General features: G+C 56.2%; 4 protein-coding genes. 1 reads left to right on the forward strand and 3 read right to left on the reverse strand.

All coding sequences use genetic code 11. The features are described 5' to 3' along the window. Positions 1 to 64: 64 nt before the first annotated feature. Both ALTER154_RS16145 and ALTER154_RS16150 read right to left on the reverse strand, forming a co-directional pair. Positions 65 to 1,093, reverse strand: coding sequence for a quinone-dependent dihydroorotate dehydrogenase (locus tag ALTER154_RS16145; protein ID WP_160088526.1), 1,029 nt, complete (start codon positions 1,091 to 1,093; stop codon positions 65 to 67). An 80-nt stretch (positions 1,094 to 1,173) separates the two neighbouring features. Then, positions 1,174 to 1,395, reverse strand: a complete 222-nt coding sequence (locus ALTER154_RS16150) for a DUF2835 domain-containing protein (RefSeq protein WP_090255930.1) — start codon at positions 1,393 to 1,395, stop codon at positions 1,174 to 1,176. 225 nt (positions 1,396 to 1,620) lie between these two features. On the opposite strand from ALTER154_RS16150, the gene ALTER154_RS16155 reads away from it, so the two are divergent. Continuing rightward, complete coding sequence (locus ALTER154_RS16155) at positions 1,621 to 2,505, forward strand: DUF6685 family protein (protein WP_160088528.1); 885 nt, start codon at positions 1,621 to 1,623, stop codon at positions 2,503 to 2,505. Positions 2,506 to 2,579: 74 nt separating this feature from the next. Here ALTER154_RS16155 and ALTER154_RS16160 read toward each other — a convergent pair whose 3' ends face one another. Then, the gene (locus ALTER154_RS16160) at positions 2,580 to 14,456 is read right to left on the reverse strand and encodes a retention module-containing protein (protein ID WP_160088530.1); all 11,877 of its coding nucleotides are present in this window, start codon (positions 14,454 to 14,456) and stop codon (positions 2,580 to 2,582) included. Between the last annotated feature and the right edge of the window lie 51 nt (positions 14,457 to 14,507).

Consider the following 14,507-nt stretch of genomic DNA (forward strand, 5'->3'; position numbering starts at 1 on the left):
GAGCGGCAAACCTTCTGGCCATCGCTACGCGACGTTTAAAATGGCTCCCGGCCATTTTTATTGTTTACGACTTGCTCGGTAGCGCAGCAATCGCATCGACCGCTTCGCGAATCAATGCTGGGCCTTTGTAGATAAAGCCGGAGTAAATCTGCACCAGGCTAGCACCGGCGGCGATCTTCTCAGCCGCATGCTTGCCTTCGGTAATCCCGCCCACGGCGATGATCGGTAAACGCCCTTTCAACTCGCTGGCCAGCACTTGCACGATATGCGTGCTCTTCTCACGTACCGGCGAGCCAGACAATCCACCTGCCTCGTCAGCACACTCCAGACCATGCACACCTTCACGGCCCAGCGTGGTGTTGGTGGCGATCACCGCATCCATGCCGGCTTCAACCAGCGCATTGGCAACTTCGATGGTTTCTTCATCACTCATGTCCGGCGCGATCTTGATCGCCAGCGGCACACGCTTACCGTACTGTGCAGCCAGATCTTCCTGACGCTTACGCAGGGCTTCGAGCAATTGCTTGAGCGAGTCGCCAAACTGCAGGCTGCGCAAGCCTGGGGTGTTTGGCGAACTGACGTTAACGGTGACGTAGCTGGCGTGCTGATAGACCTTGTCCAGGCACAGCAGGTAGTCATCCACGGCGTTCTCGACCGGCGTATCGAAATTCTTGCCGATATTGATGCCCAGCACGCCCTTGTATTTCGCTGCCTGCACACGGGCCAGCAGATGATCGACACCGTGATTGTTGAAGCCCATGCGATTGATGATCGCCTCGGCCTCAGGCAGACGGAACAACCGTGGCTTGGGGTTACCCGGCTGCGGCCGTGGCGTCACGGTCCCGATCTCAACAAAACCGAAGCCCAGCTGAGCGAAACCATCGATGGCGTCGCCGTTCTTGTCCAAGCCGGCAGCCAAACCGACCGGGTTGGGGAATTCCAGCCCCATTACCTTGACCGGTAGCGCGGCCGGGCTCTTGGTCAGTAAACCGTTAAGCCCCAGACGACCGCCGGCACCGATCAAGTCGATGGACAGTTCATGGGAGGCTTCAGGGGAAAGTTTGAACAGCAGCTCGCGGGCCAGGGTATACATGGGCAGGCTTAGCTCGATAAAGTTACAAAGGTCGCGATTATAGCCGGCTGCGCCCCTGATAGGCGAGGCACACGGTGCTGTCAGCCCAAGCGGCGTAGGCTGAGTAACTCACCGGCCGCGCTGAACTCGAGCTCGAAGGAACCATAGACACCGTCATGGGTCAGAAATGGCCGAAAATGGTGAGCCGGCACACTGACACTCCGTCCATCGCGGCTTTGCACTAATATCCGGTTGGCACGCCCTTGATAGACCACACGTAAGCGCTCGGCCGATAACGCAATATCAAACACCAGACTGGGCATGGAGGCACCTTTGCAACTTACTGCAGCAATCTTGCCATACGCCGCGTGCCGGCCCAGTAAAAAATGGCTGGGAGCTATTTTTTACCTCGCGCAGCGACGGTCCGAAGCGTGGCCTCCCGGAATGGCAGGCCATAAAAAACCTGTCGGCATGGCCGATAATGCCTGTGCAGGGCTGCGTGGGCTCTGCCAAACTGGCAATGGTGATTTCGGAGTTCGTACCTGGCTATGAGTCTGTCTGAGCAGCCTTCCACCCTCAGCTCACGCCTCGGTGCCTTAGCGCAACGACTAGGTCTTATCGGCCGTGGACAACGCCAGATACTGGAGCGCGCCAGCCAGCTGCGCCTGCCTTTTAGCCCTCTACCGCAAGTGCGTGACAGCATATGCTGGCAAGACGGCCCACAGCTACACCGTCTGATAGACCTGCCCCGCAGCGCACTCTCAGGCCCAGTCCAGGAAGACAAAGCGCAAGCTCACGCCATGCTGGTGCGGGTGATTGAAGCGCAAGAACAGCAACTGACCTCGTTCGACCTGCGCATGATCGATGGCCTATCGACCTGCAATCCTCAGCAAGCCTGCCATACCAGCTTTGAAGTCTTCGCTGCCAGTGAACCGTGCCGCCAAGTGCGCATCATCAGTTACAAAGACTTCGTCAAAACCATTAGCTTGGCGCTACCGCGCTTTCTCGCAGGCGAACCCATCAACCTGCGCCAAGCCAGTTGGCGGGGGGAGCGAGTCTTCTGGACGGGTGAACACCACAGTGAATCCTTCGCCTGCGCCATCGCTTACGCACGCCGGCGTGAGCTGGAGGTTAACCTGCCGGCAGAACTCAGCCATTACCGACTGAGCGAGAAAGGGCTCGGTAACCTGCAACAGCGCTACCACGTACTGGGCATGCCCAATGCGGCCTGGAGCGACCCAGCGTTTATGGCGCTGTTATTGGACAACGGCCTGCCCTACGCACGCCTATCCCTGCTGGGCGGCCCTGGCTCGCCCGAGTTTCTCCTGTTGCCCAAGCACTCAACTGAGGCCACAGCCCTGGGTGAAGGTCTACGCCTTGCGGGTGCTCCGGATGTCGTGGGGTATCTGCAGCTGCTGCAGGCGCAGAGCTAAATCCGTTTAGGCAGCCTCCGATGACATAAAAAAACCGCTACCCATAGGGCAGCGGTTTTTTATCGGAGCACAGATCAGACAGTTACTTTGAGGCTGTCATCTCCCAACATCGCAGTTATCACGCCAGCAGCATCCATTGCTCCATAGGCAGCCTGCAGGTTGATCCCCTCCAGCACAATGGTCTGACCTGTTCCGCCACCAGCTCCAGCATTAGCATCCACCGTTATCGTGGTGTTGGTGCTGAAGGCAAAGGTCAGGTACTGGCTCAAACTGCCGGCAGTATCATCCTCACCGATCAGCAACTGAGACAGATCCAGCGAGTCAACGCCTTTAGCAAAGTCGGTCACCGTAGTGGTACCAGTATTACCTAGCAGCCATTTAAAGGTGTCAGCACCCTGACCGCCGGTCAGCGTATCGCTACCACCACTGCCAATCAGGATGTCGTCACCGTCAAGACCTACTAACGAGTTGTTGCCACTGGTGCCGGTCAGAACATCGTCGAAACGCGAGCCGACAAGGCTCTCTATGGAGTTCAACGTATCCGAACCAGCCCCACCGGTGTTCTGGGCGATTGCAACACTCAAGTCCACCGTCACGCCGCTAATGGCATCGAAATACCCCGCAGTATCAGTGCCCGACCCACCATTGAGGGCATCATCACCGCTACCACCGACAAGCAAGTCGTTGTTGTTGCCACCATTGAGCTCATCGTTGCCGTCGTTGCCGATCAGAATGTCATTACCGTTACCGCCATTAAGGGTATGAGCACCGCTCAAACCATCCACCAGAATGTCGGCACTGCTTGTACCATCTAGATCACCATTGGTGTCTCGAGCTACCGATACGGATGCAGAGTCTCCTGAGGAGCCATTATTAGCCGTGTAATTGAAGGAACCACCACTTGACCCAGTGTCAGTAAAACTCACCGAGCCATAAGAGCCACTACCTGCCGCATGTGAGGCTGAGCCACCACTGACGGAGCTGATAGAGCTCACATCCAGGGGACCATCCGCATCACTGTCGTTCCACAGCAGCGACCATTCCGGAATGTTGAAGGCCACATTACTGCCGACATTGCTCCGCACTGAATCATCATTAGCGGTGGTTGAGTCAGCAGTAGCGTTAATGTTGATAGTCGCCGTATCGAGCGCACTCAGTGCACCGCTACCCACTTGGCCTTCATCATTGATCATGAGTAATAGTGTGGCAGCAAGTACAGGTGCGTTGACCGCGCTGTAACTGATACTGCCGGCCGAGCCACCGCCCGTATCGATACCACCTAACAGGTTGTTCAGTTGCGTTAGCGTTCCTCTGAAGGTTACTTGCGAGGTCCCACTACCACTCAGGTTAGTAACACCACTATTGCCCGCAAAGACACTCAAAGTTCCCTGAGAAACGGCCAAAGTGACGGTCCTCAGCCCTGCTCCGCCATCGATATCCCCCACCGACATGCCAGTACCACTCAGCACCAAACTGCTGCCTTCTGTAGCGCTGTAGCTGACGTTAGTGATGGTTGCAGCCGGCGCATCATTGACAGGGGTCACATTGATGGTGAGTTGATTCGATGTCGGATCAAGGTCCGTCCCGCCATTCGCAACCCCGCCGTTGTCACGCACCTGGAAGGTGATATTGGCGTAGCCATTGCCGTTGGCATTTGCGGCCGGCGTGAACACCAGCAAACCAAGATTGCCAACGGCGATCTCTGCAGGCACCGCGCCACCGTTATAGCTGAGCGAACCAGCGCCACTAAACGCGGTAATTTTCACCGACATCAAGCTGTCGCCATCCGAGTCGCTAAAGCCGAAGTCAGCACCGGAGAACACCTTACTGCCGTCTTCAAGCACGCTGAGAGTTGCATCGCTGCCACTCGGTGCCTGATTAACGTCGAGTATGGTCACCGTCAGGTTTGCACTGGAAGGGTCACCATCTTTGTCCAAGATGGTGTAGGTGAATACCTCATTGGTGTTGGCAGTGACCGATACAGGGGCTACATAGCTCCAGGCACCGGTGGCGAAGCTGAAACTCAGCTTGCCGCCCATAGCGGTTGTGATGTTGCTCAGTGAGTTGCCCGCAATGTTTGGTCCACTGCTGGGGTCGATAATGGCGCCGCCGTCCCACACATAGGTAATGCCGTTGATTGAGATGGACTGAATCCGGCCAGCGCCATCGGCACCGAACCCATCATCATCACCACCGCCCACCGCATTGTTGTCACCCAGCAGCACATTGCCACTGACATCGCCACCGGCAATCTGATCCAGCAGGGTGTCGATCAGGTCATCAAAATCAGCCACCAGGATCGGAGCGCCGCTGCCATCAAGATCAACATCCTGCAAACGGGCATTGTTGATGCCATCGCCGACGCCAATAGTGGTGACGTTGATGCCATTGCTATCAACAAAGTTATTCCAGGCAGTCGCCGTGACATCGCTCAATGAGTTACCACCAGTGCCGGTCTGCTGGTTCGGGTTGCCATCACTGATAAAGAATACTTGGTTGCTCCAGCCCGAGATGGGGCTGTAAACCGCCATAGTTTCTTGAATACCATCCGTGAAGTCCGTGTTACCACTGAACGGACGACTGGCGATGATGCTGTCGATCTGCGCATTAAAGGCCGACAGCGTGGTTACCGGGGCGTAGGCCAGCGAATCCGAGGAGAACGCCACGACAGTGACTTTCACATCGCCACTGGTGCCGTTAAAGAGCGCCTGACCAGCCGCCTTAACCGCATTCATCATGGTATTGAATTCGCTGTTGTTAATACTGCCGCTGGAGTCCAGCACAAAGGCGACGTTGAAATCCTCACCGCTACCTTCGACCACCGAGGCGGAATCGTTCTGCGCCAACGGCGTATCGTCGTCGACGTTGATCGCCAAGGTGCCAGTAGCGGTATCACCATCCTTGTCAGTGACTTGATAGGTCAAGTTAAAGGACTGGTTGTTCTCCGCGTTGCCCGTGGCATGCTGGATCGCTGCGTTCTGCGTCACGGTGTAGGCACCGGTGGCGCTGTTCATGGTTACAGTCAGCACCAAGGACGCACCCTGACTGATCAGCAACGAGCCCCCAGGACCTGCTGCATAAGTGAAGCCGCTGGGAGCACCGCTGGTCTGCCATTGCACGGTTCCTGCGCCATCTGCACCGAAGTTGAGGCTGAGCGTGCCGCTGGCATTGACCGAGTTTGGACTGTCATCACCCGTGCCGCTCGGGATGCCATTGGCCAGGGCATCATCGTCCAGCTGAACCGTGGGATTGCTGCTGGTGGTAGGACCATCATCTCTAAAGCTGATAGCACCGCCCAGGTTTACAGTGGTTACGGCGACATCCCCGTCGCCATCCGTAACGGTAGCGCTCAGCTTCACCAAGCCATCCAAAGCCAGGCTGGATTCCTGATCGGCAGTGGTGTTCGGCGTATGCATAATCGACCGCTGCTGATCCAGTGTGACCTGACCGCTCGCATTTACCGACACGGTGAAGGAAACACTACCGGCAACACCGCCTACACGGCCCACGATCACACCGGCCTCGTTGTACAACAGGATATTGCTGCCGCTGGCAGAGTCATCCAAACCACTGTCGACACCAGATGCACTGACACTCAGGCTATAGACCGTAGTACCTGCACCATCCGCACCGAAGTTAGCGCTGAACAAGCCACCAAAATTGGCAGTGGCATCACTCAGCAGGTCACTTTCATCTACTTGCAGGCTGTTATTAGCAGGGGCTGCGGCACTGACACTAGGACCGTCGTCATCGAAGGCAACTTTGCCGCCTAGATCCAGTATCTGACTGGCGGTTGCAGTATCGCCGTCACCGTCAGTGATGGTGGCGGTGGCTTTCAAACCAACCAGGTTGCTCGCAAGTACGGCTTCTTGTGCGCTGTAGTTGCTGGTTGCGCCACCTGGGTTATGGTCGATCTCCTTGAGCTGGGTCAGGGTCACTTGCCCGGTGCCATTCACCGACAAGGTGAAGACACTGTTGCTGGCATTCACGCCTGCCTCGCTCGCGGAGGTAGATCCGGTAATCACCCCAGCGTTCTCATAGAGGTAGATCGTTGCCCCATCGCTGCTCAAGCCAGACGAAGCTCCTTCTGACGCAATCAGGGTCATGCTGTAAGCGGTTACAACCGTACCCGCGCCATCTGCGCCATAACTTGATGCAGTGATAGAAAACGCCGAGCTGAAGCTTGCGCTGTCTGTATCTGACGCCGTGCCGAGGGTCTGAGAATCCTGGGTGTTGAGCACCGGTACAGGGCTGGTACCAAAGCCCAAGCTGATACTAGGACCGTCATCATCGAAGGCCACCTTGCCGCCCAGATCCAGTACCGCGCTATCAACGTGCGTATCACCATCATAGTCAGTGATGCTCGCCGTACCGGTAAGCCCAACCAGATTGGAAGCCAGAATAGCTTCCTGTACATCGTAATTACTGGTGGCACCACCTGGATTGTGATCAATTTCAGCGAACTGACTGAGAGTCACCAGCCCAGCGCCATTAACCACCAGGGTGAACACGGTGTTGCTGGCATTTACCCCTGCTTCGCTACCCGCAGTCGAACCAGTAATGACGCCACCGCTTTCATACAATTTGACGGTGAGGTTGTTACTGCTCATGCCAGATAGAGCACCTTCAGCAACCAGCAGGCCGAGCGAGTAGCTCCACGACACGACGCCAGGACCGTCAGCACCATGATTTGAAGCCGCCGAGAAGGCGCCGCTGAAATTAGTGCTCGCAGTGTCGGTATTCGTTCCGATGGTTTGTGCATCTTGAGTATTGAGCCCTGCCGGCAGCTGGCCACTCAAGCTTGCATCAACCAACGGGATATCATCTTCGACATGGATCAGGAAGCCACCAGACAACACCAGTGGGTTAACCCCATTGCTGGCCAACAGAATGCTGCTGAAGTCCAGCGTCAACAATTGCGCGTCATTGCTGCCATCAAGTGGATGATCTAGGGACTTGTCCAGATTGAACGTGTAGTCGCCATTACTGGCCACCTGCAAGGTGAACACCACAGGGCCCGTTGCACCCGCTTTAGCTGTCAGGGTATCGCCGAGCACACTGTAGACCAACGCCACACCGCCTGAACTGGCAGGCGTAATACCACCAAGAGCCGCTGGCGTAGTCGACAGGGTGAACTGCGCACCGGCATCCGGCCCCACCACCAGCGACGCCACCGAACCAGTGGCAACATCGGTCACTGAATCTGGGTCAATGATGCCAGTAGGCAGGTTATCTTCATCGACGTAGCCTTCAACGGGGCTGCTGTCTTCGACATAAACCGTCAAGGTAGCAATCGATGGATCGCCGTCCTTGTCCACGATGCTGTAGGTGAAGGTCTCAGTTTTATCACCCAGCACATTCGAGGGGGCCTGGTAGGTCCAAGCGCCAGTGCTGAAGTTGAAATCGAGCGTGCCACCTTCAGGAGTCGCTATATCAGTCAGCTGGCTACCGACAATATTCGGCCCGCTGCTCGGGTCGATAACGCCAGCCCCATCCCAGACATACGTAATGCCATTGATCACGATGGATTGGATGTAGCCTGGGCCATCGGCACCGAAACTATCATCGTCACCGCCACCTACAGCGTTGTCGCTGCCAAGCAGAACATTGCCGCTGACTAATGCGCCAATTTGACCCAGCAAGGTATCGATAAGGTCATCGAAGTTACCCACAAGAATCGGTGCGCCAGCACCATCCAGATCGACATCCTGCAACCGCGGCAGATTAATCCCATCGCCCACCCCAATGGTGGTGACGTTAATACTGTTGCTGTCGACGAAGTTATTCCAGGCAGCGGCAGTCCCATCATCCAGGGAATTGCCACCAGTACCCGTTTGTTCATTCGGGTTGCCGTCACTGATAAAGAACACTTGGTTGCTTGCGCCCGAAACAGGCACGTAAGTCGCCATGGTTTCATGAATGCCGTCAGTGAAATCAGTACCGCCGCTGAACGGACGATTGGCAATGATGCTGTCGACCTGTGCATTAAAGGCGGCCAGGGTGGTCACTGGCGGGTAAGACACGGAGTTAGAGGAGAACGCTACGATGGTGACTTTCACATCACCATTGGTGCCATTAAAAAGCTCCTGCCCCGCCGCTTTCACCGCATTCATCATCGTGTTGAATGCACTGTTGTCGATGCTGCCACTTGAGTCGAGCACAAAGGCAACGTTGAAGTCTTGGTCTTGGCTGGCCGCCACACTGGCGACGTCATTGCGAGCTAACGGGGTGTCATCGTCGACATTGATCGACAACGTACCCTCAACCTTGTCACCGTCCTTGTCGGTTACCTGATAGTTCAGAGTAAAGGCCTGGTTGTTCTCCAAATCAGCATTGGCATGCTGGATAGGTGCGTTCTGAGTGACGGTGTAAGCACCGCTAGCGGTATTCAGCGTCAGCGTCAGCACTGTGGTAGCGCCTTGCTTCACCAGCAGTTGTGAGCCATCCGGGCTTGCCTGATAGGTGAAGCCGCCCGGTGCTCCGGAATCCAGCCATTTCACGGTACCGGCACCGTCAGCACCGAAGTTCAGCCCCAGCGTACCGCTGAAGTTTAGTGCGTCAACGTCATCATTCGTGCCGCCCGGGATACCGTTGGCAAGGGCGTCGTCGTCGAGTTGCACCAAGCTATTCGGTAGCACACTTGGGCCGTCATCTTTAAAGCTGATGACCGTACCAATATCAAGGCTGGCGCTGGCCTGGTCACCATCACCATCGGTTACGACGGCATTCAAGCTGACATGCCCCGCGCCAAGGAACTTGGCCTCGTCAGGATCACCCGTTAGGTGAACAATGGCTCGCAGTTGATCCAACTTGACCGTGCCAGCTGCATCAACACTCAAGGTGAACACCAACTGATTGCTACCCGAGGTACGCCCTTCGATAACCGTACCATTCAAGCTGAGCACTACCGACTGGTTGGTCTCGGTATCCACCAACCCCGAATTGGCATTCTGCACGGCCAGCTTATAGGTCAGGCTTTGCAGGCCATCAGCCCCAGGCTGCACGTTGAAAACACCACTGAAATTAGCAGTGGCGTCTATATGGAAGGCCGACTCATCAACCTGCAGTGCAGAACCCCAGGTGACATTGGTGCCGACATCGTTGTAGTCGTAATCCGAGGTGAGTGTTTTGTCCTCCCAGTTCTGATTACCTGCGTTGCCGGTATCCTGCAAATGCGATCCGCCAGGATTCAGGCTGGCATCACTGAACAGCACATTGGCACCGTCTGCCCCCACTAGCGGCACACCACCCAGCTGAGCCTGCCACTGACCGGCAACAAACTCGAAGGTCACAATTGAGCCGTTAGCCAGGCCTGCATTGGCTCCGCCATTAGGGATGATAAAGAAGCCGGTATTGGCTGGATCCAGGCCACTGAGATCAGCCACATCGCCAACCGACTGATCATGTACGTTGGCCCAGATCACTTTACCGTCTAGCGGTGAACCATCTGGTGCCTTGTTGTAGTAGCCATAGGAATTGCTGAAACCCGCATCGGTGCCCTGGAAGGTGACAAAGGAAGTCACACCAATATTCCCGGCCTGAATGGTTGGGGTATCGTCATCGATCGTCACAACCAATGAACCAGTAGCCGAGTCGTTATCACCGTCAGTCACCGTGTAACCGATGTTTAGGGTGATATCGTCTTCGGTGCCGCTCACGGGGTGCATCAGCGGCTTCAACAAGTTGATGGTGTAGGCGCCGCTGGCTGGGTCAGTGAGCACCACTGTCAGCAATGCCCCGCGGAAAGAGCTGATCGTCAGGGTATTGGAGGGGGCATCCCAGCTGGATGTCACGGCCTCCGAACCCAAGTTCAGCGGACCGCTGAGCGCGATGGATTTGAGGCCATCGGCACCGGCATTGAATGCCAAATTCCCACTGGTGCTGGTAGCAGCGCCGGCAACATCGCCTGGCCCGCCATTGATGCCACCGGCAAGGCCTTCGTCATCAAGAACAACCGCTGCGGTTACCTGGCCGGCAGTTGGAGCATCATCTTCGAAACGAATCACATGGCCGATATCGACCTTGTCGACCGCCACATCGCCGTCGCCATCAGTAACGGTCAGCACTGCTTTGATTTTGCCACTGAGGCTAAGCGATTCGTCTGCGTTGCTGCCATCCGGATGCTTAAGCGAGATGTAATGCGCAACACTCAGCGTGCCGTCACTGCCAATGGCTACGGCAAATGCGGCCTTGCCAATATCGGCGCCGCCATCAACACGGCCGACGACCAGATCACCTTCGACATGCAGACGGATAGTGAAGCCGTCTGTAGTTTTCAGCCCTGAGTCCATGCCATTGCTGCCTTGCAGGGCCAGGCTAAGAACTGTTGCTGCACCCTCTTCATCTTGGCCAACACTGCTACCCGCAACACTGACGACCGCACCACTGCTTTGCGCGTAACCGACCGGATCCAGATCAGTACCCGGTGTACCGACCGCAGCGAAGAGTGCTGACAGATCAGCCACATCGTTGTCGTTGGCATCTCCCGGAATGAGCGGAGTGGCGACTGCATTTTGCAGCCCGGCAGACTCATCGTGAGTAACCCCGGCATTTCTCACCAGGCTGATGTTCGCGGTGGGGCCGTCATCCTCGAAGCGAATCACGCTACCAATATCGACCTTATCAACCGCTACATCGCCGTCGCCATCGGTGACAGTCACAACCGCCTGAATCTTGCCTGCCAGGCTGACGGCCTCATCAAAGCTACTGCCGCCAATCGGATGCTCAAGCGACACGTACTGGGCCAGGCTCAGCGAACCGTCGGCACCGATGGCGATAGCAAATGCGGCCTTGCCGGTATCAGCACCACCCACGATACGACCTACGATCAGTGCGCCTTCAAGATGCAGAGTGATGCTGTGACCATCGGTGGTACGTAGCCCGGAATCATCGCCATTACCGTTTTTCACAATCAGGCTGAGCTGGACAGTTGCGCCCTCTTCGTCCTCACCGTAGCTGCTACCCAGGGTAGTCACCACGGGGGTAGCACTCTTGGCAAAGCCAGTCGGGTTGATGTCTGTACCTTTGTTGGCAACACCATCAAATACCGACAGGTAAGGCACATCATTGTCACTAATGTCACCCAGGGTCCAGGTATGCCAGAAGTTCTGCAAACCTGCCGTTTCATCGTGGGTGACATCGGCCCATGAACCTTTGAGATTGATGTGCGCAGTGGGGCCATCATCCTCAAAGCGAATCGAGCTGCCGATATTGACCTTGTCGACAGCTACGTCGCCGTCGCCATCCGTCACAGTCAGTACCGCCTGCACCTTGCCAGCCAGGCTTACGGCTTCGTCATAGCTACTGCCGCCAACTGGATGTTCAAGCGATACGTATTGCGCCACGCTGACCGTGCCGTCAGCGCCTATGGCGATGGCAAATGCTGCCTTACCGGCATCCGGCCCACCGACAATGCGCCCAACCACCAGGCTGTTTTCAACATAGAGCTTGATGGCAAAACCAGCCGTAGTTGCAAGCCCAGAATCAGCCCCATTGCCGCCGACAACTGCCAGGCTGAGCTGTGAGGTCGCCCCTTCCTGGTCCTGCCCATAGCTGCTTCCAGCAGTCGTGACCAACGGACCATTGCTTTGCGCATAGCCTTTTGGAGAAAGGTCACCGCCTCTGTTCACAACACTGGTAAACAGACTGGAGATGCCATTGATGTCGTTGTCGTTGGCATCTTCAACAGGTGCTGGGGTTGCCGTGGCATTCTGCAAACCATGCGATTCGTCATGCACTACACGCACGCCATGCACAGATTTGATGTTGGCAACGGGGCCATCGTCCTCGAAGCCAATCACATGGCCAACGCTGACTTTATCCACCGCCACATCACCATCACCGTCTGTCACGGTGACCACCGCCTTGATCTTGCCAGCCAGGCTTACCGCTTCGTCATAGCTGCTGCCACCAACAGGGTGTTCCAGTGACATGTACTGGGCAATACTGATCGAGCCATCGGCACCGATGGCTACAGCAAAGGCTGCCTGCCCTGCGAAATCGCCACTGGCAACACGCCCCACAACCAAGCCGTCTTCGAGGTAAAGATTGATAGGGGTGCCATCGGTGGTTTTCAGCCCAGAATCACTACCCGACGCACCTGTCAGTTCAAGGCTGAGGACCGTAGTAGCACCGGCAAAATCTGAACCATAGCTGCTGCCAAATGTACTCACGATAGGCGTCAGGCTACGGGCAAAGCCGGTAGGATCGATATCACTACCCTTGTCAGCCACGCCATTGAATGCTGATACAAAGCTGACATCGTTGTCCCAATCACCCGGTTTCCACCAAGAGGTCAGCAAGTTCTGCAGCCCTGCGCTTTCATCATGGGTTACTTGTGCCCATGGACCTTTAAGGAAGATGCAGGCTTGTGGGCCGTCATCTTCAAAGCCAATACGCGAACCCAGCTCGACGATGGGAGAAGTTGCCGAATCGCCATCGTTGTCGAATATCTTCACGGTCACGCCGATCAGACCTTCGCCAATAGCAGCCATGGTGTCGTGGTTATTACCGTCATTGCCATGATCAACAGCCGCATATTGGGTGACAGAGACCGCACCCGTGCTTGAGTTGATGCTGATGCGGAATACCACCAGACCGTCGTCGGCGATGCCAAGAATATCGCCTGCGTCTGCACCATCACCGCCGACAAACGACAGCAAGATCGGGCCACCGGCCGTAGCGATAAGGCCCGAGTCAGCGCCATCTTCTGACAAGGTCAGGGAAAATGTCCTGGCCTCAAGATTTTCGCCATCGGCACCTGGGTCAACAGCCAGAGAAAAGATACTTTCCAAGTTAAAACTGGCGTAGCCAATAACGCCGGTTTCGCTGCCTGAATAACTGGTTTCATCGTTATTTGATGCATAACCGGACTCATCTTTGGTCGAGCCACCGGTACCAACGGACTCATCGACGACCAGCAGCCCTCCCTGCTCAGAGATGTCAAAGCGTAGGATGCTGGGGCCATCGTCATATACGGCGATTGTGAGTGGCGCAGTAGGTGATACGTCACCATCGTTGTCAAACACACGAACAAAGAACGGGTCGAGCAGTTGGTCATCAGCCCCAACAGCATCGGGAATGGAATGATTGAGCGTGTTGTCGGCCAGGGTGTAGGTCCAGTTGCCGGCAGCATCGAATACCAACTGCCCATAAACGCCCTGAACCACCCCACCGCCTTGCACGTTGATCCACACACCATCCTTGTCCAACACCTGGATTGCCGAGATGCCGTCGGGTGAATTGATGATCAATGAGCCGGAGACATTTTCCGCGTTACTGCCAGGGTTCGAACCTGCCTGGCCATCCAAATTGCTTACTGCGTCGGGGTTGAGCGCTGCTTCCTCAACGACGCCTGGGCCTGTGATAACAGAGCCTTCTTGATCGAAGTAGATAATTTCAATTGTGGGTGAAGAGTCCGGTGCTTCATCAGCAACCTCAGGTTCAGGATCGGGAAACTCCGGCCCAGTGTTCAGCCCTTCGGTCGGGAAGCCAATGATCGGATCAAGCGCACCGCCAGTTTCACCCAGCAGTACAAACGAATGACCGCCGCCCACACCACCAGCACCGCCGGCGCCACCCGCACCTGGGCCCGCAGCGGTTGCTTCACCTTCAAGAGTCGGGTCGACGCCGGCCTCGATGGCGGCCTGCAATTGCTCAACGTCGGTCAAGTCGCCATCACTCGGCGCTGCTGGAGGCGTTTCAGCGGTGGGTACTTGTGAATTGGAATTGTCGGCGAGCATTTGCTCGTTGAGGTTCAGGCTGCTGTCGCGGCCCAGAGTCAGTTGCTGCCCATTGCTCATGGCAACCGCAATAGATCCAGCGGCCCCAGTAACGATTTGTTCCCCCGCAAAAACTCGATCGCCTTCACTGAGCGGCCGACGCGTTCCGTCGCCAGCTACTGCATAGACTTCGCCGATAACTTGGCTGACGACACCAATCAAAGTAGCCATGATTCCATCCTCACTACAACTGCCGACCACCGCCGACACGTATGCCAAAAA

It is taken from the genome of Pseudomonas sp. 9AZ, assembly GCF_902506525.1.
Classification (GTDB): domain Bacteria; phylum Pseudomonadota; class Gammaproteobacteria; order Pseudomonadales; family Pseudomonadaceae; genus Aquipseudomonas; species Aquipseudomonas peli.

What these genes read in the sequence shown, in the direction of transcription:
- ALTER154_RS16145 (WP_160088526.1), bottom strand. Translation starts at nt 1,093, where the DNA reads ATGTATACCCTGGCCCGCGAGCTGCTGTTCAAACTTTCCCCTGAAGCC.
- ALTER154_RS16150 (WP_090255930.1), bottom strand. Translation starts at nt 1,395, where the DNA reads ATGCCCAGTCTGGTGTTTGATATTGCGTTATCGGCCGAGCGCTTACGT.
- ALTER154_RS16155 (WP_160088528.1), top strand. Translation starts at nt 1,621, where the DNA reads ATGAGTCTGTCTGAGCAGCCTTCCACCCTCAGCTCACGCCTCGGTGCC.
- ALTER154_RS16160 (WP_160088530.1), bottom strand. Translation starts at nt 14,456, where the DNA reads ATGGCTACTTTGATTGGTGTCGTCAGCCAAGTTATCGGCGAAGTCTAT.